General features: G+C 60.4%; 37 protein-coding genes. 22 read left to right on the top strand and 15 right to left on the bottom strand.

Annotated features, from left to right (window positions below; genetic code table 11):
• The first annotated feature begins 79 nt into the window (after positions 1–79).
• Together AAIL68_RS13925 and AAIL68_RS13920 are read left to right on the top strand one after the other, a co-directional pair.
• Positions 80–970 (top strand): zincin-like metallopeptidase domain-containing protein, encoded by an 891-nt coding sequence (locus AAIL68_RS13925; protein ID WP_347140376.1) that lies wholly within the window; start codon positions 80–82, stop codon positions 968–970.
• A gap of 172 nt (positions 971–1,142) precedes the next feature.
• Positions 1,143–1,310 carry a hypothetical protein gene (locus tag AAIL68_RS13920; RefSeq protein ID WP_347140375.1) on the top strand — a complete coding sequence of 56 codons (168 nt, stop codon included), beginning with the start codon at positions 1,143–1,145 and terminating at the stop codon, positions 1,308–1,310.
• A 317-nt stretch (positions 1,311–1,627) separates the two neighbouring features.
• On the opposite strand, the gene AAIL68_RS13915 is transcribed toward AAIL68_RS13920, so the two are convergent.
• Positions 1,628–2,071, bottom strand: coding sequence for a hypothetical protein (locus AAIL68_RS13915; RefSeq protein WP_347140374.1), 444 nt, complete (start codon positions 2,069–2,071; stop codon positions 1,628–1,630).
• Positions 2,071–2,298 carry a type II toxin-antitoxin system VapB family antitoxin gene (locus AAIL68_RS13910; protein WP_347140373.1) on the bottom strand — a complete coding sequence of 76 codons (228 nt, stop codon included), beginning with the start codon at positions 2,296–2,298 and terminating at the stop codon, positions 2,071–2,073. The genes AAIL68_RS13915 and AAIL68_RS13910 overlap by 1 nt, the downstream gene beginning before the upstream one ends.
• An 85-nt stretch (positions 2,299–2,383) precedes the next feature.
• On the opposite strand from AAIL68_RS13910, the gene AAIL68_RS13905 reads away from it, so the two are divergent.
• The 3 genes from AAIL68_RS13905 to AAIL68_RS13895 all read left to right on the top strand — a co-directional run bounded on the left by AAIL68_RS13905 (position 2,384) and on the right by AAIL68_RS13895 (position 3,191).
• Positions 2,384–2,683, top strand: coding sequence for a hypothetical protein (locus tag AAIL68_RS13905; protein ID WP_347140372.1), 300 nt, complete (start codon positions 2,384–2,386; stop codon positions 2,681–2,683).
• 63 nt (positions 2,684–2,746) lie between these two features.
• Positions 2,747–2,929, top strand: coding sequence for a DUF3606 domain-containing protein (locus AAIL68_RS13900; RefSeq protein ID WP_347140371.1), 183 nt, complete (start codon positions 2,747–2,749; stop codon positions 2,927–2,929).
• A gap of 4 nt (positions 2,930–2,933) precedes the next feature.
• Entirely contained in the window at positions 2,934–3,191 is a 258-nt protein-coding gene (locus tag AAIL68_RS13895; RefSeq protein ID WP_347140370.1) for a DUF982 domain-containing protein, read from the top strand.
• Positions 3,192–3,195: 4 nt separating this feature from the next.
• On the opposite strand, the gene AAIL68_RS13890 is transcribed toward AAIL68_RS13895, so the two are convergent.
• Positions 3,196–3,357, bottom strand: a complete 162-nt coding sequence (locus AAIL68_RS13890) for a hypothetical protein (protein ID WP_347140369.1) — start codon at positions 3,355–3,357, stop codon at positions 3,196–3,198.
• Between the two features lie 65 nt (positions 3,358–3,422).
• Here AAIL68_RS13890 and AAIL68_RS13885 point away from each other — a divergent pair, with 65 nt between their 5' ends.
• Entirely contained in the window at positions 3,423–3,674 is a 252-nt protein-coding gene (locus AAIL68_RS13885) for a hypothetical protein (protein WP_347140368.1), read from the top strand.
• Positions 3,675–3,794: 120 nt separating this feature from the next.
• Here AAIL68_RS13885 and AAIL68_RS13880 read toward each other — a convergent pair whose 3' ends face one another.
• Complete coding sequence (locus AAIL68_RS13880; RefSeq protein WP_347140367.1) at positions 3,795–4,457, bottom strand: WHG domain-containing protein; 663 nt, start codon at positions 4,455–4,457, stop codon at positions 3,795–3,797.
• A gap of 486 nt (positions 4,458–4,943) precedes the next feature.
• Entirely contained in the window at positions 4,944–5,090 is a 147-nt protein-coding gene (locus AAIL68_RS13875; protein ID WP_347140366.1) for a hypothetical protein, read from the bottom strand.
• 528 nt (positions 5,091–5,618) lie between these two features.
• Here AAIL68_RS13875 and AAIL68_RS13870 point away from each other — a divergent pair.
• The 5 genes from AAIL68_RS13870 to AAIL68_RS13850 all read left to right on the top strand — a co-directional run bounded on the left by AAIL68_RS13870 (position 5,619) and on the right by AAIL68_RS13850 (position 8,133).
• A complete protein-coding gene (locus AAIL68_RS13870) occupies positions 5,619–5,876 on the top strand; it encodes a hypothetical protein (RefSeq protein ID WP_347140365.1) in 258 nt (85 codons plus the stop codon).
• Between the two features lie 10 nt (positions 5,877–5,886).
• Complete coding sequence (locus tag AAIL68_RS13865) at positions 5,887–6,360, top strand: hypothetical protein (protein ID WP_347140364.1); 474 nt, start codon at positions 5,887–5,889, stop codon at positions 6,358–6,360.
• Positions 6,357–6,521: a hypothetical protein gene (locus AAIL68_RS13860; RefSeq protein ID WP_154765919.1), complete on the top strand. Its 165-nt coding sequence runs from the start codon at positions 6,357–6,359 to the stop codon at positions 6,519–6,521. The genes AAIL68_RS13865 and AAIL68_RS13860 overlap by 4 nt, the downstream gene beginning before the upstream one ends.
• Positions 6,522–6,528: 7 nt before the next feature.
• Positions 6,529–7,878: a DUF4942 domain-containing protein gene (locus AAIL68_RS13855; protein WP_347140363.1), complete on the top strand. Its 1,350-nt coding sequence runs from the start codon at positions 6,529–6,531 to the stop codon at positions 7,876–7,878.
• Positions 7,879–7,941: 63 nt separating this feature from the next.
• Entirely contained in the window at positions 7,942–8,133 is a 192-nt protein-coding gene (locus AAIL68_RS13850) for a hypothetical protein (protein ID WP_347140362.1), read from the top strand.
• Between the two features lie 35 nt (positions 8,134–8,168).
• Here AAIL68_RS13850 and AAIL68_RS13845 read toward each other — a convergent pair whose 3' ends face one another.
• From AAIL68_RS13845 to AAIL68_RS13820, 6 genes are all read right to left on the bottom strand, one after another.
• Complete coding sequence (locus AAIL68_RS13845) at positions 8,169–8,642, bottom strand: thermonuclease family protein (protein WP_347140360.1); 474 nt, start codon at positions 8,640–8,642, stop codon at positions 8,169–8,171.
• A gap of 71 nt (positions 8,643–8,713) precedes the next feature.
• Positions 8,714–9,127 (bottom strand): hypothetical protein, encoded by a 414-nt coding sequence (locus AAIL68_RS13840; protein ID WP_347140359.1) that lies wholly within the window; start codon positions 9,125–9,127, stop codon positions 8,714–8,716.
• A 48-nt stretch (positions 9,128–9,175) separates the two neighbouring features.
• Entirely contained in the window at positions 9,176–9,892 is a 717-nt protein-coding gene (locus AAIL68_RS13835) for a hypothetical protein (protein ID WP_347140358.1), read from the bottom strand.
• Positions 9,892–10,605 (bottom strand): ParA family protein, encoded by a 714-nt coding sequence (locus AAIL68_RS13830; protein ID WP_347140357.1) that lies wholly within the window; start codon positions 10,603–10,605, stop codon positions 9,892–9,894. Before AAIL68_RS13830 ends, AAIL68_RS13835 begins: the two co-directional genes overlap by 1 nt.
• Before the next feature lie 158 nt (positions 10,606–10,763).
• A complete protein-coding gene (locus AAIL68_RS13825) occupies positions 10,764–11,156 on the bottom strand; it encodes a hypothetical protein (protein ID WP_347140356.1) in 393 nt (130 codons plus the stop codon).
• An 834-nt stretch (positions 11,157–11,990) separates the two neighbouring features.
• Positions 11,991–12,431, bottom strand: coding sequence for a helix-turn-helix domain-containing protein (locus AAIL68_RS13820; RefSeq protein ID WP_023517540.1), 441 nt, complete (start codon positions 12,429–12,431; stop codon positions 11,991–11,993).
• A gap of 98 nt (positions 12,432–12,529) precedes the next feature.
• Between AAIL68_RS13820 and AAIL68_RS13815 the strand changes: the two genes are divergently transcribed.
• Genes AAIL68_RS13815 through merA form a run of 4 tightly spaced genes read left to right on the top strand, consistent with a single transcriptional unit; the run spans position 12,530 to position 14,959 of the window.
• Positions 12,530–12,943, top strand: a complete 414-nt coding sequence (locus tag AAIL68_RS13815) for a mercuric transporter MerT family protein (protein WP_003501072.1) — start codon at positions 12,530–12,532, stop codon at positions 12,941–12,943.
• 16 nt (positions 12,944–12,959) lie between these two features.
• Positions 12,960–13,247: a cation transporter gene (locus AAIL68_RS13810; RefSeq protein ID WP_010661778.1), complete on the top strand. Its 288-nt coding sequence runs from the start codon at positions 12,960–12,962 to the stop codon at positions 13,245–13,247.
• 11 nt (positions 13,248–13,258) lie between these two features.
• Entirely contained in the window at positions 13,259–13,516 is a 258-nt protein-coding gene (locus AAIL68_RS13805) for a hypothetical protein (RefSeq protein ID WP_003501076.1), read from the top strand.
• Entirely contained in the window at positions 13,517–14,959 is a 1,443-nt protein-coding gene (gene merA, locus AAIL68_RS13800; RefSeq protein WP_003501078.1) for a mercury(II) reductase, read from the top strand.
• A 36-nt stretch (positions 14,960–14,995) separates the two neighbouring features.
• On the opposite strand, the gene AAIL68_RS13795 is transcribed toward merA, so the two are convergent.
• Positions 14,996–15,583 carry a recombinase family protein gene (locus AAIL68_RS13795; protein WP_003501080.1) on the bottom strand — a complete coding sequence of 196 codons (588 nt, stop codon included), beginning with the start codon at positions 15,581–15,583 and terminating at the stop codon, positions 14,996–14,998.
• A 155-nt stretch (positions 15,584–15,738) separates the two neighbouring features.
• Between AAIL68_RS13795 and AAIL68_RS13790 the strand changes: the two genes are divergently transcribed.
• Positions 15,739–18,714, top strand: a complete 2,976-nt coding sequence (locus tag AAIL68_RS13790; protein WP_003501082.1) for a Tn3 family transposase — start codon at positions 15,739–15,741, stop codon at positions 18,712–18,714.
• 20 nt (positions 18,715–18,734) lie between these two features.
• Here AAIL68_RS13790 and AAIL68_RS13785 read toward each other — a convergent pair whose 3' ends face one another.
• The 3 genes from AAIL68_RS13785 to AAIL68_RS13775 form a co-directional block, all read right to left on the bottom strand.
• Positions 18,735–19,136, bottom strand: a complete 402-nt coding sequence (locus AAIL68_RS13785; protein ID WP_347140354.1) for a c-type cytochrome — start codon at positions 19,134–19,136, stop codon at positions 18,735–18,737.
• A 74-nt stretch (positions 19,137–19,210) separates the two neighbouring features.
• Positions 19,211–20,719 carry a DUF305 domain-containing protein gene (locus AAIL68_RS13780; protein ID WP_347140353.1) on the bottom strand — a complete coding sequence of 503 codons (1,509 nt, stop codon included), beginning with the start codon at positions 20,717–20,719 and terminating at the stop codon, positions 19,211–19,213.
• A gap of 138 nt (positions 20,720–20,857) precedes the next feature.
• Complete coding sequence (locus tag AAIL68_RS13775; RefSeq protein ID WP_120444790.1) at positions 20,858–21,283, bottom strand: hypothetical protein; 426 nt, start codon at positions 21,281–21,283, stop codon at positions 20,858–20,860.
• Positions 21,284–21,594: 311 nt separating this feature from the next.
• On the opposite strand from AAIL68_RS13775, the gene AAIL68_RS13770 reads away from it, so the two are divergent.
• From AAIL68_RS13770 to AAIL68_RS13745, 6 genes are all read left to right on the top strand, one after another.
• A complete protein-coding gene (locus AAIL68_RS13770; protein ID WP_347140352.1) occupies positions 21,595–22,020 on the top strand; it encodes a hypothetical protein in 426 nt (141 codons plus the stop codon).
• Between the two features lie 283 nt (positions 22,021–22,303).
• A complete protein-coding gene (locus AAIL68_RS13765; protein ID WP_150349228.1) occupies positions 22,304–23,722 on the top strand; it encodes a TolC family protein in 1,419 nt (472 codons plus the stop codon).
• Positions 23,719–25,086 carry a copper oxidase gene (locus AAIL68_RS13760; RefSeq protein WP_347140351.1) on the top strand — a complete coding sequence of 456 codons (1,368 nt, stop codon included), beginning with the start codon at positions 23,719–23,721 and terminating at the stop codon, positions 25,084–25,086. The genes AAIL68_RS13765 and AAIL68_RS13760 overlap by 4 nt, the downstream gene beginning before the upstream one ends.
• Before the next feature lie 35 nt (positions 25,087–25,121).
• Positions 25,122–25,592, top strand: a complete 471-nt coding sequence (locus tag AAIL68_RS13755) for a cupredoxin family protein (RefSeq protein WP_190941269.1) — start codon at positions 25,122–25,124, stop codon at positions 25,590–25,592.
• Positions 25,593–25,609: 17 nt separating this feature from the next.
• Positions 25,610–25,891, top strand: coding sequence for a copper-binding protein (locus tag AAIL68_RS13750; RefSeq protein WP_190941271.1), 282 nt, complete (start codon positions 25,610–25,612; stop codon positions 25,889–25,891).
• 353 nt (positions 25,892–26,244) lie between these two features.
• The gene (locus AAIL68_RS13745) at positions 26,245–26,742 is read left to right on the top strand and encodes a DUF305 domain-containing protein (RefSeq protein ID WP_347140350.1); all 498 of its coding nucleotides are present in this window, start codon (positions 26,245–26,247) and stop codon (positions 26,740–26,742) included.
• Positions 26,743–26,753: the final 11 nt, after the last annotated feature.

Here is a 26,753-nt window from a genome sequence, read left to right as displayed (position 1 = left end):
GACAGCAGATCAGGAAGGCTCGCCCATCGGCGGAACGGGCAAAAGACCCGGCCGCCCCGTCGCTAAAGGAGAGCCACAAATGGCTGACAAGTTCGACCTCTACGCCCATGTCACCGACAGCATCATTGCCAGCATCGAGGCAGGCACCCCGGCTTGGCGCAAGCCGTGGACCGGCGACAAGGGCGGCGCCCCCTTCCCGCTGCGGAGCAACGGCGAACCCTATTCCGGTATCAACGTCCTGATGTTGTGGCTTGCCGCAGACGCCAAGGGCTACCGCGCCGCCCGCTGGTTCACCTACAAGCAAGCCCAAGAGGCAGGCGGACAGGTCCGCAAGGGCGAGAAATCGTCAACCGTTGTCAAATACGGCACCTTTGAGCGCGAGGACGGGGAGACGGGCGAGGAACGCCGCTTGCCCTACCTGAAAGCCTACCGCGTCTTCAACGCCGAGCAGATCGACGGCCTGCCCGCCGAATACTATGGCACTCCCGCCGAGCCTGCCCGCGACCTTGGCACCGAAACCGACCCCACCCTTGACGCATTTTTCGCAGCCACCGGCGCGGACATTCGCACCAGCGACGAGCCGCAAGCCTACTACAACCCCGCCGAGGATTACGTCCACATGCCGCCGATTGCGACGTTCCACAGCGCCGCAGGCTACTATGCCACGCTTGCCCACGAGGCGACCCACTGGACCGGCCACAAGAGCCGCCTTGACCGTTTTTCCCGCTTCACCGACCGCAAGGCTTACGCCTTCGAGGAACTGATTGCCGAGATTGGCAACTGCATGACTTGCGCCCGGCTTGGCCTGACTCCGGATTTCGACCAGTCCGGCGCTTATGTCCAAAGCTGGTTGCGCGCGTTGAAGGACGACAAGCGGCTGATTTTCAAAGCCGCCAGTGAGGCGCAGAAGGCGGCCGAATGGCTGATGAAGGGAAAGCCCGTCGAGGAAGAAGAAAGGGCCGCCGCGTGAGAGGGCCCCACCCGCTGCCGGAATTGTCCTGCCGCAAATGCGGCAGGGTCAACCCTTGGGTCTATTTCGCGCCGGTCGTGGTCGCAGGATCTGGAATCTGCATCTGCATGGATTGTGCCGAGCCAGCCGGCTGGCTGGACAAGGCCGGAAAACTCAAGCCCGGAGTTGCGCTTTGACCACCTTTGAGATCCGCGACGACCCCGACGATCTGCCCATCATCTGCGCGACCTTGGCCGAGGCGGAACGCCGCGGCCGACGCCGCGCCGCCCGCCTGGGGATCGAGGTTCTGATTTATGAGATCGACCCGCGAGGCGGAGAACGACTGATCGGTGCCATCTGACACTCGAGCCCCCGCATCTGCGGGGGCTTTTCCTTTGCCGATCCGGTTGACCAGGTGGTGCAGGGCCGACTTGACGGCCCTGCGCCACCTGGCCCTGCGCTATCCGCGCGGGAGCCGCGAACGCGGCAAGACGGAGACGGCTGCGCCGTCGCCCGATGCAGGATGGAAAAAAGGAACCCCCGCCCATAAAGGGCGGGGGGAGTCATCCAACAGGAGGGAGTGGAGTTCAACACACGGTCAGGGAGAATGTTCCTCGCTAGGCATGGCGCGGCGAGACCATCTGATCGTGAGACTGCCGCGCGACTTTGGCGCGCCCGTCATTCCCCGGCCCGCCATGTCGCCCAATCCTGTTCCGTGATCCTGTCGATGGCCGGGTTGCTGTGCAGGACCGGCAGGCGCAGCGACTCCGCGGCCGCAAGCGCCAGGCAGGTTTGCACCGTCAGTTTCGCCGGGTGATCCGCCTGCTGGCCGAACCGCGCCGCAAGCCTGCACCCATCAGCCGCAATGCGTGGGCTGATCGCGATTTCATAGACCTTCAGGATTTGCAGCAGGTTGTCGAAAATCTCCGTGGCCTGTTCAACCGCCTCGGCCGAGGCGCCGCGCGTGTCCGTGCGGCTGTCGGCCAAAGCCATGACAACATCGAGGCGCACGCTGGCCGAGGTCTTGCATTGCTTGCGGCTGCCCTTGATCTTTTCCACCAGCAAAGCCGCGTCAGACCTGTTGCCCAGAATGGCAAGGAAGGCAGAGCTATCAACGAACATCAGCGTTTGCCCTTCGGCGGAACGATGTGTGTTGACCTGAAGCCGTAGTTCTTCACCCGATCCTGCAAGGCGGCAATCTGGTCCTCGATGGTCGGCATGGACCGGATGCGCTCGATCTCGTTCTGGATCGCCTGCCGCACCGCTTCCGTCTTGTTGACGCCCAGCATCTCCGCCAGCGTTTCCGCCAGATCGTTCACGCCTTCATCGCGGATGGATAACTTGCCCATGTGCGTTCCAACTCGTATGCACAGTATTTTCAAATTAGCCTATACACTGGCATGATTGTCAGCAAGTCAGAATGAGGTTCCGGCCATGCCACCCGATACCCTGACAGGCCGCATCAGCTTCCTGGTGCTTCAGCCGGTCGATGCCCTGCGCTACGCGCACGGCACGCCCGCCACTGAGCTCGGCGGGCTGAAGGCGGCGGCTGTCCTGCTGCTGCTGTTCAATTTCGCCTTCGCCATGTCGCTTTACTATCATGGCGAGGCGCTGACGGCGGTGCCTCTCATCGGCGCGGGCCTGCACCTCGTGCTGGTCTATATCCAGCGAGTGTTTGACCTCTTTGCCTGGGGCATGTTCATCTATCTGGTGATCCTGCGCCGCCGCGCCTGACCTTCTGTCGCGGAAACATCGCACAGGCTACCGCGTTGATCCTTCACAGGTATGGAGGCAACGATGACCAAGGAACAGACAAACAGGGGCCGCGCCCAGGATCGCCGTCAGGTCGCAGCCGGACAGGATCACGAAGTCCGCTATGAGGCCGAGAAGATGGACGTGTCCAAGGACGAGGTGCGGGACGCCGTGAAGTCCGAAGGCAACAGCCGCAAGAAGGTCGAGCGCAAGCTGTCCGAGGATTGAGGCCATGGCAGACCATGCAAGCGGGCTGCGCACGATACGGCCCGTAGCCTACCAGGAGACCGACAACCGGTTTCGCATCGTCAATGATGCCAACGGCATGGGCCGGGCGCTGATGGAACATTGCGACCCGGCCGATCCTGCCTACCAGCAGGCGGCCGGTTCCTGCATCGCTTTTGCCGGAGGCCGCGTGACGCCCCAACAGGCGAGGGCCGAGTTCATCCAGGCGCTGACCTCAGCCGGGGTGTTCGTCCGCGAAGGATAGCAGCTCACGCCCTTGCGTCAGAGGTGGTGTCGCTGCTGGACGGAGCATTGCATAGACGAAGGGCAAGACGCGCTTCGAGCAGAACACCGTCAAGATCGCCCTTCTTGGCCAGCGTCTCGATCTGGCGGAGATAGCCAACCACCTTGCGAATAACATCATCTGCCATCTTCCATTCCTTCCGTTTCCGCTGTCTGGTCGGCCGCCATAAACCTCACAGAACACGAGCAGGCAATGACCGGAAATCTGCCAACCATCGTTGCGGCAATCGTCACGGCTGCCCGTGACGCCGCCGCCGACATTGAATACGCATCGACCGAGGAAAACCTCACGCCCGAGCGCGCCAGTGCCCTCAAAGCCTTGTCTGATAATTTCTACGCCACGGCCTTTCAGGCAGAGGACAATGACCCAGAAGCGGTCAGGTTCTTGTGCGACATGCTGGGCATGGACAAGTTGCTGGCAGACTATGATGCGCAATGCGGCTAGGAGCAGGGCAGCAGCTTCGATCCGAAGGTCTGATCCTGACCCGGTTTAATGGGCGCATTGCCCCGGTTTGTCGGATCTAGGGCTGTCGCCTGGACCTCTCGTCCCGAGGCAAAGCGCCGGTCACACCAGTCTAAGGTGAGAATGTGACCCTGCCGCTCTTGCATCAGAGGACGAAGCCGCAGGCTTGAACATTTTTCTGTTGAACACCTGCACAGCCATTCGTGCGGCATCCTGGTCGGTCGAGCCAGGCGTCCAGCGGCTGAGATCGCCAAGCAGCATCTTCGTAATGACGCCATACATGTAGGTGTGGCTCATGGCCCGCAGCATCACCAGGTCTTCGTCCGGATCGAGATAGCCTTCCTTTCGGGCACGCTGCAGGATCTTCATGACAAGGTCATGGACCGATTGCTCATATCGCAGAAGACGAGGATGGTTTTCAAAAACATGAGCAGGCATTTCCCCGATAAGCCGGAACTCCTGCGGGTAGAGACGCGCCCAGTCGACATAGGCGATGGAAATCGCCTCAAGCTGATCGACAGGTGATGAACGCTGCGCGATCTCCCGGGTGATGGTGTGCAGCAACTGTTGCAGGGCCACATCGGCCATCGCCACGAGCAGATGTTCGCGATCGAAGATGACTTGCTTGAGCAACTCCTTTTCGACCCCAAGTTCCTCAGCCACTGTCTCCAGGTGCGGCAGTTCACCCGTTGCTGCAGCCAGACGGCTTGCCGTGCTGATGACGGTCGAAAGCAGATGTTGGCCGGGCTTAAAGGTGGCGTTCATAACAGTTCAACTAGTGATTGACGGGGTGGTTTCGTAATCTGCCTTACGGCAGTGCAGAAATAAGCGAAAGAGATGGAAAATCTTTTCCGTCCCTTTGGCTCATATGCCGCATCCCGTCCTTTGGCCGGGACCGCGCTCCAGGCTCCGGCTGGCTGCACCGGCCTGCGCCCCGAGCCTGGACCCCTGCCCCTCCTTTGCGGCTTTTCCCGCGCCGTCTGTCTCGTCCCGAGCCAGCCTTTGCGGGGCCGCAATAGTCGGTTCAGCGGCCCAGTCTCGGCCCTGGGGGTGGCGATCGCTTGCGGGGGTAGCCCGATTGTCCAGCCTCGCGCCAGAACGACCTTGGGAGTGGAGGCGGGAGGCCGAAGCAGGCTGTAAGCGAGACCACAGGGATCGAGCAAACAGCCTGTGGGCAACCGGGCGGGCGGTTGCGTGATGCGGTCCAAACCCCCGCCGGTCGGCGAGGAGGGACTTTCATATCGAACTGACTTACCGCTTACCTGACGCTGATCGCTCTTCTTCGTTGAGCTTTGCAATCAACGCGTCGAACACTTGCCTGACCTCATCGTCTGACATTTCCGTCTCGGTCTTGGGTCTCGACCAGCGGATGTCGGGCTGCTCGGGCGAATGGAACATGTCACACCCTCCTTTGCACCCAGAGAGCCTAGCACGACAAAAGTCGTATGCAATGGGCGCGTCCAGCTCGCCGGCCTGCAAGGCCCGCCGCCAGGAGAGGGGCGGCAGGCTGGATAGCTTCGACCGGGAAAGATGATGGGAGATCCCCGCGACGGGCGCGGGGATCGAGGCAAAGGCGCGGGACCGCGTCTGGCCGGGGGATTCGGTCAAGCCGAACGCCCCTGCCTTTGTGGGGCCACGCGCGAAGGGCGCGTGTCCGTGTCATGGGAACCGCCGGTTCCCCCAGGCAAGGCCGTCCGCTTGACGGGGCGAAGGGGTTTCCCCGGCCTTCCTCCGCGCTTCGCGCTCCGTGCAGGCCTGGTGATCCCCCTCCCCTTCGCCCCTGACGTCCAACCTTGCCTGGGTCCCCCTCCTGCCCTCGCCGGGAGGCAGGGTTTCAGGAGAGGGCCGCTTCGCGGTCCTCACCAGAAACCCCGCCCGATGATCCGGCACCAGACCGGCAAAGGGCAGCACCACAAGGAGGCCGAAATGGCTTTGTTCGAGATTGTCACCATGACCGATGACTGCGGCATGAGCCGCGTGCTGACCGATGACCTTGCCGCATGGGTCGAGGACATGGGCACGGAAATCACCGGGACCGAGACCCGCACCCGCCTGCGCCCCGAGTTGCAGGGCCAGCCGAAGATCGCGGGCTTTGTCGGCCCCTGCTGGGGCGGCCTGTCGCAGACCGGCGAACCCATCATCCGCTACGAAGATCGCGGCACCTATGCCGCCTTGAGCCAGTAAGGAGGCGGCGATGACCTATTTTTCCGTGGTCCAGATCGACATGCACCCGGCGCCCTATGTCGCCGCCACCGGCAGCGCCCGCAGCGCACAGATCCTGGCCCGCCTTGTGGCCGAGCGTTGCCCCGGCAACGTGTTCGGCATCCGTGACAGCGCCGACTTCAAGGGTCCGAAAAGCAACGGCTTCATCCGAGATTGCGCCCGATCCGTCGAGGTTCAGGCCCTCGCCGCGCAGGAGTTGATGGCCGAAGCCGACGACAACCCCGACCAGCTTCTCAAGTGGCACGTCTATTTCTATGACAGCGGCGCGGGCGAAAGCCGCTTCACCGTCAACGCCTATCTCGATCATGACAGGCGTGTCCGCGCCAAGTGCGAGACCGACCCGACACTGGTTGGCCGCGACGTGATCTATGGCGACGCGCCCACCCTGGAGACGCTTTATCTCATGCTCGATGCCTTCGCCGCCCGGCAGGAGGCGACCGCATGACATGGCGGATCATCGAGACAAGGGCGCATCCCGGCGCCCTCCCCCGCGCCCATGACACCGAGGCCCTGGCATGGCGCTTTGCGCGCCGCCACGGCCATGAGGTTTGGGAAGTAACGGATAACGGCCGGACCGCCTTCGAGCGTTTCCTGGGCCAAGGGTGACGACGACATGACGTATCACAGCACCAAGTTTCCGAAGATTGGAGAGACGCAGGAGCATGCCGCGCCTGCCATGCGCCGCAGCCTGTCCGAGATCGTGGCCGAGTATGACGCCAAGGCCGCGGCCATTCCCGAGGCGATTGCCGAGTTCAACCGGGCCGAGGCAGCGGTCAATGTTGCCGTCAGCATCGGCGGAGCCTATGGCGGTCAGATTTTTTCCCGAAGCCCGAGCCTTTACGAACGCGATGTGCGCCTTGCCTTGCTGCGGTCAGCCTGGAAACATGTCTATGAAGGCTTGCAGATCGAGCGCATTGCCAGTGCCAAGGACCGCAAGCAGCTTGACCTCAAGCTGACCAACCCCCTGCCCTTCACCCTGCCCAATCTTGCGGAAGTGTTCGGGGATTACCTGCTGGACCCCCGGTTTCACGTCCTCAAGGGACTGGCCGAGTGCTTTTGCGACCTGGACCCCGCCTATAAGAGCCATTCCAAGGTCAAGATCGGCGTCGAGGGCCTGCCCAAGCGCATCATCATCGGCAGCGCGACCGGCTGGAACGGTTGGGGCCAGGAGCGGCTGAAGGACACCTTGAACGCCCTGCGCGTTTATCGCGGCCAGCCGCGCTATGAATACCGCGAATTTGCCGACATGATGAAGGAGGCCGAGCGGCACGGCGAGGCCGATTGCTGCGCAGGCTTCATCCGCGCCTTCAAGAACGGCAACGTGCATCTGATCTTCAACGAGGATGGACGGCGCGACATTAACCGCGCCCTGGCCGAGTTCTATGGCGAGGTTCTGCCCGACGCGCCGACCGAGGCCGAGGCCAAGCGGCCAAGCACGGAGGTTGCCCGCGATCTGCAATTCTATCCCACGCCCCGCCGCGTGGCGCAGGAGATTGTCAGCGCCCTGCACCTGTCAGGCGGCGAACAGATCCTGGAGCCGTCCTGCGGTGATGGCCGGATCATGGACGAGCTGGCAGCGTGGAACGGGAACCGCGAGGAACGGCGTGGCCGCGCCCCTGTCACCGTGACCGGCATCGAGTATGACGCAGGCCGCGCCGAACAGGCCCGCGCCAAGGGCCATTCCGTCATGACCGCCAATTTCCTGCAGGTCGCGCCCGATCCGCGCTTTGATGCGGTCGTGATGAACCCGCCCTTCTATGGCCGACACTACAAGCTGCACCTCGATCACGCGGTGAAGTTCCTTCGGCCGGGCGGCGTCCTGGTCTGCATCTTGCCCGCAACGGCCCACTATGACCACGGCACCACCATAGGCCGCTGGAACGATCTTCCCGTGGGCAGCTTCGCCAGTTCCGGCACCAATGTTCCGACCGGCTATTGCGTCTACCATAAGCCCAGGGCGTAACTGAAAATGACAGGAGCAGGCGATGCGCCTGCCCCTGTCCTATCCCTTTGCACGGACCACCCCATGAACCTTTATCAGCGCGTCTCTCTTGCGGGGTATTCCGGGCGCGACATGCCGCGTTGGCTGCGCCGCCTCGCTGCGCGCAGCGCATTGCACCGCGCCTGGCTTTCCGGCTTCACAGGCTGCTTAGAGCAGGACGGTGTTCGCTACGGACCCGCGAACCCCTACCCCGGCCCTGTCCTGCCCGACGCCTGACAGCATCGGGGCGGGCAAGTGCCCGCCCCTTGTCCTTATCGCTGGCGCCGCCACTCTTGTGGCGGGATGAACGATCCGGCGAAGATGCCGTTTCCCTCGGCACGCGCTTTGGCTTCGGCCTGTTCATAGTCACGGCTATAACGGGTGTAGGCCACGGCCCATCCGTTGCGGACGACCCAATAATTAATGTCCTTGCCGCCAGCTTCGCAGACGGAAACCGCCCGGCCATAGCGGTCCGTGTCTTGCACGAGGCATCGCACGTTCTGTCCATCGAGAGCGGCAGCCAGTTTCTCGGTCGCCTGACGACCGCAGGGCCAATCTTCCCCTGCCCTGTCTTGGCACATCTGGTTCTTTTCCACGGCGTCGATGCCGAACAGGCGAACCCGCGTGCCGTCCACGTCCAGCGTGTCAGCGTCGATCACGCGCACCGGCCCTGACAGGATCTCGCCTTGCGGCCGGAACAGATCGCCAAGAAGCTTTTCCGCTTCCCTTGTCAGTTCATCAGCCATGCCCGCGAGGATTGCCCCGAGCAGGACAACCCCAATGGCCGCGCCAGGACCGACGCGGAGCTTTCGGCCGATCATATGGTGCAGTCCGCCTTCAGTTCATCCTCGATGGTGAAGGACACATCCTGCCCGCCCGCGCTGAAGGTAATCGGCCCCGGCTTGGAAAGGGTGGCGACAACCTTGTTCCAGACTTCCGGATCACGGCTGACGATGGAGCCTCCCGACAAGGGTAAGGTCTGTGTCTCCGTTCCCGTGCGGACCTCGATGGAGGTGCCTTCCAGAAACTGCCCAGGTGCCGGGGTCACAACCACATGATACTCGGGCGGCAGCCAAGCGCCCTCGGGATCGCACACCAGTTCAAGACGGGCCGTGCCCTCTTGGATCGTGTGCAGGAAGATGCCCTTATCTTCGGCCGATTGCCATTCCGCCGCACCCACAGGAAGGGCCAGAACCGCGAGGGAAAATGCTGAAACTACAAAGCTTTTCATTTCAATTCCTTCCATCCGGCATCAGTTGCGGGATGCGATCACGCTGGATCAGCCAGCATTACGCTTTATTGCTTCAAGCTGCGGAAGCAGCTTTTCGGCGGTCCGGTCCAGGGCATTGTATGCGACCTGACGCAGCACATCGCCCTGCCGGGAAATGACGCCGAGAGGATCATGTGCCGCGATCCATGCTGTGGCCTGCTTCTTCGGGAATTTGAGTTCGCGACGGACGATCGGCCCCGAGCGGGGCTTCTCACCCGCTTCCGTGAAATCCGCATCTTCCAGAACGACCGACTGGACTACCTTCAAGAGAATGATCTCTGGGGTGACGCCCAGGTTCTTCGCAATCGTTTCCGCCCGCTTGTAGTCGGCTTCGGTAAATCTGTAGGTGTTCTTAATGGTCATGACGACATCCTTGGCTTGCGGCACTCGCCGTTTAGCCTTTACCTCCCGATCAGGGGCTTGATCTTCAGGCGCAGTCCTCGTGTCGGCCTTGACCGAGGCTGTCTCCGTAGAGGCGGCATCCTGGGTCGGGTCCTTCACTGGCTTGTCCTCTGCAACTGTCTGCGTCTGCGGTTCCGCCTGCAAACGCTCTGTAGCTGGTGACATGGCTGTAGGATCAGCAGCGACAGTGCCCTTCCGAGACGTTGCCGCTTGCCCATAGCCGATCATGGGATCAGGCATGGGCAAGGATTGAGCGGCCTTCAATGCTTCCCTTTTTTTGAAGCGATCTTGGTTCTTAGACAGGTGCTTGCCAAGGTCGGCCATCACGACATTCCCTCAATCGCTATAAGGATATTTTCAGCTTCGGTCAGGTCCGATTCAGTCTGTTTGCGCTTAAACCCCTGCATTTTGTTCGTTAATGCCTCTAGCTCTTTGACAAGGATGCGACCCTCGCCAAGCGTTTCAAAGTTGCTTCGGTTCGGCATGAAGAACGGCAAGATCATTGGATGCTGGCTGATTTCACCCAAGGCTTGAGCCTGCTCAACCGTCAGCTTCTGTGATGGTTTGATGTTATTCAGCAGCATACCGCAGGGTGGCGGTGTCTCGCCCTGGGACACGAATGAATCGCGGACAGTCTCATAGACTGCGGCAGTCGCCAGTTGGCTGCGATATTCATGGGTCACGGGCTTTACGGGTATGATGATCTTGTCAGATATGACCATGACGCCTCGGGCCAGATCGGAGTGGCGGCCCTCGGTGTCCACAATGACGTAATCTATGCCGTTTTCCTCGGCCTGTTCGATCAAATCATAAACTTCGTCGGCAGTCGTCGCGCGCTCACAGAACAAGCGTTCAGCCATGTCAGGGTAATTTGTTAGAGCGGCCGACACAAATCCTATGGTCGAGCCTTGGGAGTCGGTTTCGATCAGCAGAACCTTGAGGTTGCCGGGCCGGGCCAACACCGCCTGCGCAAGTATCCAGCAGCAAGTGCTTTTCCCGCCCCCACCCTTCTGACCCACAAGAGAGATCGTCAGCATTGTCCACCCATATGTGCAATTTTGTTAGTACCGTGCATACGCTGAGGAGCGTACGACGGTCAAGATACGCCGACAAGCGGCAACCGAACTAACGGCAACCGGACAATAGACTAGCTGGCAAGCGGCAATTGGACAAGCAGCAATGCGACAAGAGGCAATTAGGCAGGTAGCGATTTAACAAGTGGCAAATCGACAAGAGGCAATATGACAAGTGGCCACATAACAGGTGGCAACATGACAAGTGGCAATATGACAAGCGGCAATGTGGCAAGCGACAAGGTGCCAATCGGCAACAGGACAATCGGCCATAGGACAATCGGCAACAGGACAGTCGGCCACAGGACAATCGGCAACAGGACAGTCGGCCACAGGACAATCGGCAACAGGTCAATCGGCCACAGGACAATCGGCAACAGGACAATCGGCAACAGGACGAGCGGCAATAGGGCAAGCGGCAACAAGCCAAGTAGCAACAAGACAAGTGCCAACAAGACAGGCAGCGAAATTACAAGAAGCAGTTTGACAAGCGGCAAGCGGATAAACGGCGACATGACAAGTGGCAACAGGACAAGTAGCAAGTTGACAAGCGGCATCTGAACTAACAGTAGGAGAGCATGTCGCCGGTATTGTCTGGGGCTAGAGCGAGCAAGTTTCAGCAAGACTGGTAAGGTGAATTCTGCACTTCCGCAAAATGGCTCTTAGCGGCGCTGTGGAGCGGGTTAGGGTCGTTTCGCTACTCATGTAGCCTGATGATGCCTTGCACCCTGTAGGCGGCCCTCTCCGAGCCTCTGCGCAAAAAGAAAATCGCATACTGCACCCCCTGATCTATTCCGAGGCGGTGGCGAGGTCGATTTGAGGGGCCAAATCGACCAACGGCTCACGCCCTGGACGAGCGTTCGGTTTGTCGTCGCCAAGGCACCGCCAAACTTCGCTTCGCTCACCGTAGCGGACACCCAAGGCAGACCTTTTTCGCACGCCGTTTTGCTTGTCAGCAGCGCTCAAAAGTTCTACCTTGGGTGGAACTGTAGCAGGAAATGTAGGTTGGCAGCGTTACACTCACCAAAACCAACTGGGCGACGGCTTTCTTTGGCTGAAAGTCGCGAGATTTTTGTCGCCTTTCAGAGCGGCGAGAGTGTTACGTCGATTGCACGCCGTTTGAGGGTTTCAAGGCCCACCGTTTACCGTGCCATCGAGAAGCACGGCCGACCCGGCAACCCCGCCTTGGACTCTGCACGCGTCACGATCCGCCTGACCTCGGAGGAGCTAACAGCTCTCGATGTCCTTTCAGGTCGCATGGGCTTGTCCCGTTCGGCCCTTGGGCGTCGGGTTCTTCGGCTTGCAGCAGGCTTCCTGGGGTCAGAACAAGAGCTGCTCGAAATCGTACGCTAAGCTTGAACGGAGCGGGAACGCTTGATTGACCGCATTTCAAAAAGGGCATCTATGACCGGACATTCTGGAACCTGATCGCCGGTGCATTGCGCCGCCATATTCGACATGGCCCGCTCCAGACGCCGCAGATCGGCGATTTTCTGACGGATATCTTTCAAATGTTCGATGGTGAGCGCATGGACCTCCCGGCAGGTGTAGGTATGCCCATCGACCAGGCGAAGCAGGCCGCGCAACTCGTCCAGGCTGAAGCCGAGTTCACGGCCGCGCCGCACGAAATGCAGCCGCCTTGCGTGTTCAGTTGTGTAGATACGATAACCCGCTGCGCTGCGGGCGGGCTTCGGCATGACGCCGATTTTCTCGTAATAGCGGATCGTCTCTATGTTGACGCCGCTGCGCTCGGACAGCACGCCGATCGAAAATTCATCATTCTGTGTCATCACATAGCTCGCACAAATCCGTGAAAATTTCTCGCTTGACCCTGTAGTCGCTACAGGCACTAGGGTCACGATAGATCAATTGCGGGAGCATGTGAACGATGATGCAGGATGAAACACGGACGCTGGCAAATACAGTCACAGAGCCAGCCGAAAAGGGTTTTGATCGGGCAGCATTGCTGTCGGTCGGCGGCATCGTTGCGGCACTGGGCGCAGCAACCTGTTGCGTGCTGCCCTTTGCCTTGTTCTTCGCTGGCATCAGCGGCGCGTGGATCGGCAATTTGACCGCGTTCGAACCCTACCAGCCTGTGTTTATCACGATCGCGCTCGCCTGCCTCGGCTACGGTTTCTATCTCGTCTATCGCAGGCCGAAGGCGGCTGAATGCGCCGAGGGTTCCTACTGCGCGCGTCCATCATCCCATCGGAACGCCAAGATCGGCCTTTGGGTCGCAACTGTCTTGATCATTATCGCCGTGGGCTTTCCCTACGCCGCCCGCCTTGTCCTCGATGCTTAATCCCAAGGAGAATCTCATGAAAATCCTGCCCCTCATTGCCCTTACTGCGTCCCTGCTGACGGGTGGTCACGCTTTTGCCGCCGAGCAGACCGTAACCTTGAATGTTGCCAATGCCACCTGCGAACTCTGCGGCCCGATTGTGAAGCGGGCGCTCAGCAACGTTCCAGGCGTGCTCGATGTTGATGTATCGGAGGCGACCGGCGCGGCGATCGCGAAGGTGCGCTTTGACGACAGCCAGACGAATGTCGCCGCGCTGATCACCGCAACCACCAATGCTGGCTATCCGTCCGGCGTTTCGCAGTAAGGAGGTTCAGCATGACAGATGGAAAGTTCATCGGCCTTGGCGGAGTCGGGTTTCTCGCCGTCATCTGTTGCGCCGCGCCATTTCTTTTGGTCGCCGCTGGCTCTTTTGGCTTTTCCGCATGGTTCGCAGCGGCCGGCTATGTGCTGATCCCGATCGCTCTCGCCGCGATTGGGGCGTCCGCACTTTATCTTTACCGGCGTCGGCGTTCCGCCTCATCAGCGGATGCCAATTGCTGCTCGATGAATAACAAGACAACAAAGGTGAATTGAATGTGTGAAGCTTGCGACGTTCCAACTTCCAACAAAGGCAACGGCCGTTATGATCTTGTGGTCGTCGGAGCTGGCTCGGCCGGTTTCTCCGCCGCGATCACGGCCGCCGAACTAGGCGCCCAAGTGGCTCTTGTCGGGCATGGCACGATCGGCGGTACATGCGTCAACATCGGCTGCGTGCCCTCGAAAGCCCTGATCCGGGCCACGGAGGCTGTACGTCACGCCAACGATGCGGCTGCCCGGTTTGATGGGATCGAAAGCGGCGCGCGCGTGGTTGATTGGGCCGCTCAGATCGCCCAGAAAGACGCTTTGGTTGCCGGTCTGCGACAGGCGAAATACGCTGATCTGCTGCCGGAGTACAACAATGTGGTCTACCACGAAGGTCCGGCCCGCCTCGTTGACGGCGGTGTCCAGGTCGCGGGCCAGCACATCGGCTCCGAGCGAATTATCATCACCACCGGTGCGCGTCCGGCGTTGCCGGGGATTCCGGGGATCGCTGACGTATCGCCGCTCGACAGCACGACAGCGCTCGCCCTGACCGAGCTGCCACGCTCGATGATAGTGCTTGGCGGCGGCTACATCGGCGTGGAGCTTGCCCAGACTTTCGCACGGGCCGGTGTCGAAGTGACACTCGTGTTCCGCAGCCGGCTTCTGCCGGAGGCTGAACCCGAAATCGGCGCTGCGCTTGCCACCTATCTGGCCGATGAGGGGATTAAAATCGTCAGCGGCATTACCTACGAGTCCGCCCGCAAGACCGATGATGGTGGTGTTGCCCTCGCCATCGCGCGGGACGGACGTCCGGAAATCTTGACTGCCGAGCGGATTCTTGTGGCGACGGGACGCCGCTCGAACACTGAAGCCCTTGGGCTTGCTGAAACCGGTATAGACCTGACACCGGCCGGGGCCATCATCGTTGATGATCGCATGCGCACCTCGAAGGCGGGCGTCTATGCCGCCGGCGATGTAACCGGAAAAGATCAGTTCGTCTACATGGCCGCCTATGGCGCAAAGCTCGCCGCCAAGAACGCATTGAACGGCAACAGCCTGAGTTACGACAACACCGCAATGCCCGCCGTGGTCTTTACCGATCCGCAGGTGGCGAGCGTCGGCATGACCGAAGCGCAGGCGCGGGCTGCCGGACATTCGGTTCGCACCTCCGTCCTTTCCCTCGACAATGTGCCGCGGGCGCTGGCGGCGCGCGACACGCGCGGCCTGATCAAGCTGGTCGCCGACGGGTCAACCCGGAAACTCCTTGGCGCTCACATCCTTGCACCAGAGGGTGCTGACAGCATTCAGACGGCAGCCTTGGCCATCCGCTGCGGCCTGACGATCGATGATCTCTCGGAGACGATCTTTCCATATCTGACGACTGTCGAAGGTTTGAAGCTTGCGGCTCAGACCTTCGACAGGGATGTGAAAAAACTGTCCTGCTGCGCGGGGTGAGGCGAAAGGGAAACGGGTGCCTACTCAAGTCACGGCTTAAACGGAGCGGTCGCCCTCGATCCTGACACGCATGATGGTCTGGCGGCTGGTGTCAAATTTTCTGGCGAGTGCGGAAACGCTCATCCCGCCCGCCAAATCCGAGAGAACATCCAATTTCTGCTTCTCATTGAGCCGAGCGGGACGGCCGAGGGTCTTGCCTTCCGACTTGGCTCGTTTGAGGCCCGACTGCGTGCGTTCGATCAGCAGATCACGCTCGAACTGAGCGACGGCATTGATGACGCTCATCGTCATCTTCCCGGCGGAACTCGCCAGATCGACGCCGCCGAGGGCCAGACAATGGACCCGCACGCCCAGCTCCTCCAGTTTCCTGACCGTCGTACTGACATCGATCGCATCTCGGCCGAGCCGATCGAGCTTGGTGACGATGAGCACGTCCCCGGCTTCGAGTTTATCCATCAGTCGCGAGAAACCCCGGCGCTGCGCAATGGCGACGCTGCCCGAGATGGTCTCGGTGACTATACGGCGTGGCTCGACGTGGAAGCCGGCCGCTTCGATTTCCTGAATCTGGTTTTCGGTGGTCTGTCCGGTCGTGGAGACACGGACATAGGCAAAGGTGCGTGGCATAAGGTTCAATTTCGTCCGAATAGGTTGTCCGAAAGGTGATGCCTGTCCACAAATAAGTCAAGATAATTTGTGGACAGGGTGATTTAGGCTTGTACGCAAACGACCGTTTCCGGACATGCCCGGAACCATCGACGCAAGTTTGTATGGAGTAAAAAATGGCGCGGCGGAAGTTTCTCAAAATTCAGGATCAACAGGAGCTGTTCGGCGTACCGACCGATGAGGATAGTCTGATCCGTCACTACACTCTATCTCCATCGGACCGGCTGGAGATCGAAGTCCGCAGGCGAAAACATAACCAGCTCGGCTTTGCTGTCCAGCTTTGCATGATGCGGCATCCGGGCCGGGCTCTCATGGTGCACGAAATTCCGCCGAGGGCGATGCTCAATTATATAGCCGAACAATTGGATGCTGATCCGGAGAGTTTCCGTTCCTATGCCAGGCGGGAGGAAACTCGCCGCGAGCATATCGCGCATTTGCTTTCCTATTTTGGAAAACGAACAGCAACAGCACAGGACCGGCGCGCCGCCTTACTATCCGCCGTCGAAACGGCGACCGCAACGGACAAGGGCCATTCTATTGCCCAAGCTATTGTCACCACGCTGCGGGAGCGGAAGGTGTTACTTCCCGCACCTGACACAATAGAGCGGATCGGCTTTGCCGGCCGCGTAATAGCCCGCCGTCGCGCCGAGGCTGCCCTGATATCGGGCCTTTCAGCCGAAAAGCTCCAATCCCTCGATGATCTTTTGACGGTTGATCCCGAGATACGACAGACGCGATTCCATTGGCTGCGATCTGCGCCAGATGCTCCGGGAGCAACCAACCTGGTCACGCTGACCGACAGGATCGCTTTCATCCGCGCGCTCGATATCGATCCCCGACTACAAGCCCGCATCCACTCCGGTCGCTGGGAGCAGATGGTCCGGGAGGGCGATGTGACACCGGCATGGCTTGCCGCCGACTTCAACGCCAGTCGGCGGCGCGCGACGATCATCGCGCAGATCATCAAGCTTGGGCAAAAGCTCACCGACGCCGCAGTCACCATGTTCATCAAGCTGATCGGCAGGCTGTTTTCGCAGGCGAATAACCGCAAGAAGCAGCGCCATGTGAACACCCGGATGGAGACGGCTAAGGCACTACGGCTGTTTCTCGACACGATATCGGCTCTTCAGTGCGCCAATGACAATGATGAAGATGCAATTGAAACGCTCGACCGCCACGTCGGCTGGCATCGCTTGGTGCAGGCAAAGCCGACGCTTGCGGCGATGGTGGAAGACAATGACGCCTCACCCTTGCTTATTGCAGCTGAGCAATATGCCAATGTTCGCAATTATGCAGGCCGGTTCCTCCTGACCTTCACATTCCATTCAAGTCGTCGGTATGATCCTTTGCTGGCAGCGATCGAAACACTCAGATCCCTTTACGCGGAAGGAAGGCGCGTGCTTCCCGAACGTGTCCCGATCGCTCATCTCGGCGCGGCGGAGCGTAAACTGATCTTCGGGCAGGCAAAGGCCGATCGCCGTCTCTATGAGATTGCAACACTGGCAGCGTTGCGCGAGCGGCTTCGTTCGGCCGACATCTGGGTCGAAGGCAGCAGGGCGTTCCGGCCGATAAATGAAAATTTCATGCCCCGCCCTACTTTTACCAAGCTGAAGGAAACTGACCAGCTTGGGCTCGGTGTGCAGCGCGACGGGGTGGCTTGGCTCACCGAAATGCAACAATTGCTGGACTTCAATCTGAAACGTCTCGCCCATCGCGCCCGCAACGGCAAACTTGAAGGCGTCCGTCTCGATGCCGGAACCCTGATTGTAACACCGCTGGCGAGCGAAGTGCCCGCTGCAGCCGATGAACTAAATATCGAACTCAGCGAAATGTATCCGCTTGTCGAAGTGCCGGATCTCTTAAGAGACGTGCATGAGTGGACCGGCTTTGCCGACCAGTTCACCCATGTTCGAACGGGCGATTCACCGCAAAACATTCCGGCCATGCTCGCCGGCACGCTCGCGGACGCCACCAATCTTGGCCCGAAACGTATGGCCGGAGCCTCCAAGGGGATCAGCGCCCATCAGATCGGATGGATGCGCATGTTCCATGCCCGCACGGAAACCTATCGCGCAGCGCAGGCATGTGTGACCGACGCCCATGCGCGTCATCCCCACGCCCAGCTCTGGGGAACAGGGACGACCGCATCATCTGATGGTCAGTTCTTCCGGGCCAGTGATCGTGCCGCCAAACGCGGTGATATCAACCTGCATTATGGCAGCGAGCCAGGCTCGAAATTTTACAGCCACCTTTCCGATCAGTACGGCTATTTCAGCATTCTGCCGATCAGCCCGACCGAGAGCGAGGCAGCCTATGTTCTCGACGGCCTGTTCGACCACGACACCATCCTGGAGATCGAGGAGCACTTTACCGATACCGGAGGTGCGAGCGATCATGTATTTGCCCTCTTCACTCTGATCGGAAAGCGTTTTGCGCCTCGGCTGCGCAATCTCAAGGACCGGAAGTTCCATACTTTCGAAAAGGCCGACTCATATCCAGCACTGGCCAACCATATCGGCGCGCCGATCAATACCGCCCTCATTCTGGAACACTGGGATGACCTTCTCCATCTGGCGGCATCAATCACGACACGCTCTGTTGCGCCCTCAATGATCCTCAAAAAGCTGGCGGCATCCTCGAAACCGAGCCAGTTGGCGAAAGCCCTGCGTGAGCTCGGGCGCATCGAGCGATCCCTGTTTATGATCGAATGGTATTCCAACCCGGCACTTCGCCGGCGATGTCAAGCCGGTCTTAACAAAGGAGAATCCGCCCACAAGCTCAAGCGGGCCGTTTTCTTCCATGAGCGCGGCGAAATCCGCGACCGATCGTTCGAAAGTCAGGCATTCCGTGCCTCGGGCCTCAACCTTGTCGTCAGCGCCATCGTCCACTGGAATACCGTTTATCTCAGCCGTGCCGTAGCCCATCTGCGTCAAAGTGGTCGAACTATCCCCGACATATTGCTCAAGCATGTCTCGCCACTCAGCTGGGAGCACATAAATCTCACCGGCATCTATTCCTGGGACACCGAGCAGCAGATGCCCGAAGGCTTCAGGCCATTGCGACTTCCTGGAAGAATCCTCCGCGCTGCATGACGTTCCCGCTCCGTTCGGTCTTAGCGTACGATTTCGAGCAGCTCTTGTTCTGACCCCAGCTCCGCATCGGTAACATCCGGCACCGGCGCCATGTTTCCAAAGGTCCAATGATGCGCGCGCACGCCGCTGCGCGCAGCCATTACAAACGCCATGTCGCTGTGGTGGCCAGGCTCGTAGATCTTGTGGATGAGCGGCGGCGCGAGCCCTGCCTTTCCTTCGGCGTTGGTGCCGTGGCAGGAAGCGCAGTTTTCCACAAACGCCTGCTGGCCGGCCCGGGCCTCGGTCGACAAGGTGGCCGGTATCGTCACGACGGCAAGCGCTTGGCCGTTTTCCGCCAAAGGCTGGCTGTCGGGGCGATCCGACAGCCACCAGGCGCCACCCGCGACCAGAACGGCAACCGCCCCAATCCAGAACGTCCTCATGTCATTTCCTGTGGTGATCTCGTGATGAAGAACTCAGTGGCGCCGGAAATTCCGGCGCCACCTGCCGCAAGGCGTTAGCGTGAATGTCCATGCACGATGCCGTTCGGGCCATCGCCGACCGGCACGGTCGCCACCACCTCTTGCCGCTGGGCATCGATGATCGAGACGCTGTCATCGCTGATGTTTGTCACGAACACGAAAGCTCCGTCAGACGATACCCATACGCCATGCGCGCCAAGGCCGGTCTTCACCGTCTTCGTGACTTGGCCGCTCTCGGTGTTGATCACCGACACGGTATCATTCGGGGCTGCCTCAGAGCCCTGGTTCGCAACATAGACATACTTTCCGTCCGGCGTGGCCATGAGCTGGATCGGACCCGGTCCGACGTCGATCTTGCCTTCGACCTCGCGCGACGCGGTATCAATCACCGCCACGCGATCTTCATCGCGCAGCGAGACATAGGCGCGCGTGCCGTCAGGGGTGAAGCCGACCTGCACCGGGGCCGCACCGACCGAAATACGCGCCGCCTCGTTGAGGCCTTGCGTGTCGATGACCGAAACCGACCCATCCTCGACATTGGCCACGTAAAGCTCGGCACCGTCAGGGCTGAGCCGAAGGCCATGCGGATAGGCGCCGGTGCCGATGCGGGCAACGACCTTGCCTTGTGCCAGGTCAACGACCGCAATTTCGTTGCTGCCCGACACCGAGGCAAAGGCGCGGCCATTCCGGTCGGCCACGACATGGGCAGGATGTGAGCCGATCTCGACTGTCGTAGCCGGTTTCGCCAGATCGCGCAAATCGAGTATCACCAGAAGACCTGCCGCATCGTTGTCGTGCCCATGCCCCTCCGAGTCATCATTGCCGGAGGCCGGCGTACCCACCGCCAGAAGAAGGCGCCCGTCAGGCGTAAGGTCGACATTGTGGGGTGCCACAGGTATAGCTACGTCGTTGACGGTTCCGGTTGCCAGATCGAGGGCGCTGATCGTGCTGCCGCCTTCGTTGGCAGAGTAGACGGTGCCGCCTGTCCGACCGAGGTCGAACGATGCCGAGTTGCCATTCTCGGACAGCCAGTTCTCCATTTCAGCGATCTCGCGCTCCTGGGCCTCGATAACCTGGGCTGCCCAAACCTTTGTCTGCGGATCGTCGCCGTGCTGCTGCACAACGCGGGCCATCTCGATCGCACCCTGATGATGCGGGATCATGCCGCGAACAAAGGCGATGTCCGGATCATCGGCCATGACGCCCTGCGCCATGGGCGCATGCATCGCGTCCATGGCCTCGATATAGGCCTGCGTGAAAGCGGGGGCGTCCTTGCTGACCGGGGTTGCCGCAACAGGCGAAGACGTAGCCATAATGGCCTGCATCATCTTCTGCATGGCAGTCACGCATTCGGCAGACATTCCCTGCATCATGGTCGAGGATGGACCGTTCATGCTCTCCATCGGCATTGCGGGTGAGGCTGGCGTCGCAACCTGACCTTGCTGCTCGGCAGAATGGTGAGTTTCATGCTCGCCCTCGGCCAAGGCAGCAGCGGGTAGCACCGCTGACAGACCCAAGGAAAGGGCAATTGCAGTTCGTTTCATTGATTTATTCCTGTGCTCTGGAGGAGCGGCGTCACGCATGGACACACGGCTCCTGCCGAAATCCGGTTTTCAGGGACAGCGCTTTCAGCCGATGGGCTGAGACGGCCGCGAGACATGCGTCCCGTCGGCCCTGGGCCTTTAGGCAGCCACGAACGAACGCGGCGGCCGAAGGGGCCCCAGAGCCGTCCGACCGAGAGGGTCCGACCAGATTTTGAACAGGAAGTCTCCGCCGACAAACGGATCGGTCAGCGTTTGACGAGGCAGAACGATAGAGAGGGTGCAGAGCTGGTCGCAGTTGTCGCCATAGGCATCCAGCCTGTCCGCATCGGCACCGCAGTGATCCGAGGAGGAAAGTCCAAACTCGCCCGCAGCCGCGTCAGAAGGTTGGCAATGGTGATCTGCCGCCGCCATTGCCAAGTGGTCATGGCGTATGTGCGCGCCCATCCCGGCATGCGCCGTTGTCTGCAGGATCAGGACGGCAAAGGCTACCATCAGGATGGCAGTGGCGGCCTTCCGCAGCCAGTCCTGCAGGCTTAGCCTGAGAGATCCAGCCTCAGCACTCATAAGGATAATCCGATTTCAGGGCCCGGCATTCGTGTCAAACCCCCTGCACGACCGCGAACAAGAGCGCATGGATACCCTTCAGACGCCCCCGGCAGTTGATCGTGGTTGGTCAGCACCCTGTGCCTCATGTTGCTGCGCCCTTTCTACTCCTCATATCAGGCCAAAGACAGTCAAGTGGAAGATGGGAGCGACAAAGTGCCGCGACCACGTTGCATCCGGCGGACCCATTCCCGGCTATCAGCGATAACGTTCCTGTCAGCCAAACCAAAATTCTGTTGTTGCGACGGCTCCGCGGATTTATTCGGGTAAGAATGTCGAGCTTGCTGCGCCAGCTTGTTACCGTGTTTGTCGTGACGATTGTCTCGGCCAGCTTCGCTATATCGTCAGCCAAGGCGGCGATGGCACTGGAATGTGAGATTACATCGGCACGGGCAGTTTCCGATACCTTCACCAACCAGCTGGCCGCATTGAACCAGGATAATCCTGGTCATGATGACATCGCGACCGACACTGAAAGCGCCGCTCATCAGCACCAAGGACATGCTGAAGATAATGATGCGTCCAAGGACGCTCATGCTTCTCATTGCAAAGCGCACGCCTGTCCTTCGACGGCGCTCCCCCCTTTCAACAATGTCATGCCGGCCACTGACGTCGGGCAGACCTTGGCCGTGATCCAGCCGGAATCATTGGTCGAACTTACGGTCCCGGAAGGTCTCCGCCGCCCTCCGCGAGGCTGATCCGAACGATGCTTGTTGTGGCCTGACCAGGTCGCAGCCCCCATCATTCTGATCTCAAGCGGAACCCAAACCTCATGAAACCGATCTTCACGGCGGCTTTGCCGCTGTTGGCAGCCGCGTGTGCGCCGCTTCCACCCCTGGATATGTCTTCTCCTCCCGCGGCAGATGCCGCAGGCCCCGTTTCAATCGCTCCGGTAGGACCAACGGTCAATTATACAGCGCGGCAGGTCAGGGAACCTGCGGACTGGACCACCCTGAACTCCGATCTGACCGGGGGTGGCGAATGAGAAAGTTCGTGTTTTTCTCCCTGGCCGCCGTTCTGATGCTGTCGGCTTGTGCCGATGTCGCGACAATGAAGAAGGCCAGCGACCAGCGAGCCGGATTTGCTCCGGTCTCCGATCTCTCTCGCCGCGCCGCAGGTGCCGATGCGGTGTGGTTGCAAAGCCCTGCTGAACGGGAAGCGAATGCTCAGCGGGTTCGTGCCATGGCTCACCGCAAGACGCTGAGTGCCGATCAGGCGGTCCAGATCGCGCTGTTGAACAACCCTGGACTTCAGGCGCGATATGCCGAACTGGGGCTGTCAGCGGCCGACCTTTGGGAAACCGCTCGTGGTCCGGTTCCTTCGGTAGGACTTTCGGTGTCCGGGTTGGCGGGCGGCGATGTTACCCGCTCGATCGAGGCAACGCTCATTTCGTCGATCCTTGACATTGCCACCCAGAAGCCCCGGACAAGGGCGGCCGAACTTCGCTTCCGGCAGGCTCAATTGGCGGCAGCGGGCGAAACCCTGGCCTTGGCGCATGAAACGCGGCGCAGCTGGATCGAAGCAGTGGGTGCCTTCGAAGCGGCAGCCCTGATCGGCCAATCCCAAAGTACCGCCAATGCGGCGTCGGAACTGGCGTCCGAACTGGGAGCCACCGGTGCTTTGAGCCGGGCCGATCAGGCACGCGAACATGCTTTCACCGCCGAACTGGCCGCCGAGCAGGCGGCAGCCAAGCTGGAAGCGCAGCTCGCCAAGGAGAAGCTGGTCCGCTTGATGGGCCTCTGGGGCAGCGGAACCGATTTCTTTGTTCCCGATCGGCTGCCGGCGCTGCCCGGAGGCGCGCCGGGCCGTGCTGATATCGAACGGCAGGCGCTTGCCAATCGCGTCGATCTGGCCGCCGGACGCCTGGAATTGCAGGCCATTGCCAACCAGTACCGCTTGAACGGGCAGACCCGGATGATCGGGGATGCGGAATTTGCAGCCGGCGTGGAAATCGAGCGTGAGGAGGGAGAGTCCGAGCGCTCCCCTGTCATGGACATCGAATTCCAGATCCCGGTCTATGACACCGGCGGGCTGCTCTCGCGCCGTGGCAGCCTGGAATACATGCGATCCGCCAACAGCCTCGCGCAGGCTGCCGTCGATGCCCGATCAGAGGCCCGCGCGGCCCATACCTCGGTCACCGGCAGTTATCAGATTGCCCGCCACTGGCGCGATCAGGTGCTGCCCCTGCGGCGCGAGATCAATGAACAGGCGCTGCTCAGCTACAACGGCATGCTCACCTCGACCTTCGAGCTGTTGAACGATGCCCGCGAACAGCTGGAATCTGAGCTGAGCGCTGCCGAGGCAAAGCGCAATTACTGGCTCGCCGAAGCCGATGCCACCGCAGCGATCTGGGGCGGGGCAGCGGGTGAAAGCGCAAGCGAGAAAGGGGAAGAGGAATGATGAACCGCAGAACCATGCTGGGCGCCGGGATCGGGGCCGGGGCCGCGGCGTTGGCCGTGAAGGCCGGGCAAGCCGAAACCCGCTTTCGCGATCTGCCGGAAGCAGCCAGCACCGACAGCCCCTATACCCAGGTGCCGCCACGTCCCACCACCGGCATCGAGTACAACCCCATCGTCACCCTGAACGGCTGGTCGCTGCCCTACCGGATGAACGGGAACGTCAAGGAGTTTCATCTCGTCGCCGAACCCGTCGAACGGATCATGGCCGACGGGATGGTGGCTCGCCTTTGGGGCTATAACGGCCAGTCCACAGGCCCCACGATCGAAGCCATCGAGGGCGAACGGGTCCGCATCTATGTCACCAACCGCCTGCCCGAACACACCTCGGTTCATTGGCACGGGCTGATCCTGCCATCCGGCATGGACGGGGTGGGCGGCTTGAGCCATCCCGCCATCCCGTCCGGCAAGACCTATGTCTATGAGTTCGACTTGGTGAAGTCGGGCACGTTCATGTACCACCCTCATGCCGACGAGATGGTTCAGATGGCCATGGGCATGATGGGACTGTTCATCGTGCATCCGCGCGACCCGGCCTTCATGCCGGTGGACCGCGATTTCGGGATCCTGCTGGCGGCCTATGACATCGATCCGGGCACCTATATCCCGCGCGTCGCAGAGATGACGGATTTCAACCTCTGGACGTTCAACAGCCGGATTTTCCCTGACATCGACCCGCTGGTTGTCAGCAAGGGCGACCGGGTGCGGGTGCGCGTCGGCAACCTGACCATGACCAACCACCCCATCCACATGCACGGCTACGATTTCGAAGTAACCTGCACAGACGGTGGCTGGGTTCGGCCCGAAGCCCGCTGGCCGGAAGTCACCATCGACATTCCGGTGGGATCCATGCGGGCCTATGAGTTCAACGCCGACCACGTAGGCGATTGGGCGTTCCACTGCCACAAGTCGCATCACACCATGAACGCGATGGGCCATGAGTTGCCCACCTTCATCGGCGCCAACAAGGCGCGCGTGACAGAGATGATCCGCAAGCACCAGCCTGGCTACATGCCTATGGGAACCGCGGGCATGGCCGACATGGGTGAAATGTCCATGGAGATCCCTGAAAACACGATCCCGATGATGACCGGCTGGGGACCATTCGGCCCGCTGGAAATGGGCGGCATGTTCTCTGTCGTGAAGGTGCGCGAGGGGATCGCGCCTGACGACTATACCGATCCGGGTTGGTTCGAGAACCCTCCCGGTACGCAGGCCTGGGAGTGGACGGGCGAACTGCCCGAACACGCCAGCAACAACAGCCCTGCCACGATCCTGACGCCTCGCGGCGGCAAGCGGTTGGGCTGACCCTGAACGATCGAGCAACGATAAAGGAAAGACCGATGAAATCACTGATGCTGATCGGCGCGGTTGCGCTTCTCCCCTCCTTTGCCCTGGCGGCGGGAACGCATTCCGGCGGCCATGACCACCCGATGGGCGCACCGGCAACTGACGGAGACATGAAGTCCGTCGCGGTCACCATGCGGGAAACAGAAGACGGCGCCATGGTTTTCGAACCCAAAGAGCTTTCGTTTAAAGCCGGCGAGACCGTCCGTCTGGTCATCACCAACAAGGGTGAACTGGAGCATGAGTTCGTCATGGACACGATCGAGGCCAACGCCGAGCACAAGGAACTGATGGAAAAATTTCCCGAGATGGAGCACGACGACCCGAACGCCGTGCGCCTGCAACCGGGCGAGACCGGAGAAATTCTCTGGACATTCAAAAATGCGGGCGAGTTCGAATTCGCATGCCTGATGATGGGCCATTACGAGTCCGGCATGCACGGTCCGATCACTGTCGCCAAATCCTGAATCAAGAGGACACGACCATGAAACTAATCCAATTGACCGCAGCCGCCCTGATCGTTTCCGCTGGAGCCGCTCTCGCGGATACCCACATCACGAACGGAACCGTCACCAAGATCGACACCAAATGGAACAAGGTGACGGTTGATCACGAAGAACTCAAAAACCTCGACATGCCGGCCATGAAAATGGTGTTTCAGGTGGCAGAGCCGGAGATGCTCGAAAAGCTCAGCGAGGGCGACAGCATCCAGTTTGCTGCCGATCGCGTGAACGGCAAGCTGACGATCACTGAAATCCTGGAATGATGTCCTTTAACAAACTGGAAAATATAATGAAAAACACCTTCGTGGCCGCTCTGACCGTGGCCAGCATCGTGGCAGGTTTCGCTCACGCCGAGGAAGCAAGTCACAGCACGAGAGGATCTCAGTCGGGTATTGGTGGGGATCATTCTTCTGTAAATGACACGGCCGAAAAACCTGAGCCCATCTCGGGGTCTGCTAGCCCTACAAGCACAATGCCCGTTCCAGCCGGACGTGTCATGTCCCCTACGGAGTTGAATAGGGCAGGACTGAAACCTGATGACGTGATCATGCACGTATCCGTTTTCTGAACATCAGCTTACTCCGAATGGACACCTAACCAAATTGGGAGAAGACACATGACTTCCGTTAAAATACTGGCGATTTTGGCGATTACCGCGACCACCTTTTCGGGCCCTGTTTTCGCACAGGATGCTGAATTCCAGCTTCCGGAACAGTGTGCTGCATCCTCCGGCTCACAAGAAATGCCGGCCGGCGAGATGGGGGGTTCCTCGACGGGAACCGATCAGCAAGCCGGCGGCATGGGCTCCGGCATGGCAGGCATGATGGGCATGGGGGGCATGAAGATGGAGGATATGCCCCAGCATGTTCAGGACAACATGCGCAAGATGATGGTCACGATGCCGGCCATGCATCAGGGCATGATGAATGAAGATGCCGATGTGGCTTTTGCCTGCGGGATGATCGCCCACCATCAGGGCGCCATCGATATGGCTGAAGGTTTGCTTAAGCACGGAAAGGACGAGCAAATGCGGGCGCTTGCCGAGGAGGTCATCGCGGCACAGGTCGGTGAGATCGAGCAGATGACAACCTGGCTCGCCGAAAACGCCAAGTGATATCGCGTCGG

It is taken from the genome of Paracoccus sp. SSK6 (genome assembly GCF_039770665.1).
Classification (GTDB): domain Bacteria; phylum Pseudomonadota; class Alphaproteobacteria; order Rhodobacterales; family Rhodobacteraceae; genus Paracoccus.
This window is presented reverse-complemented; position numbering and strand designations above follow the sequence as displayed.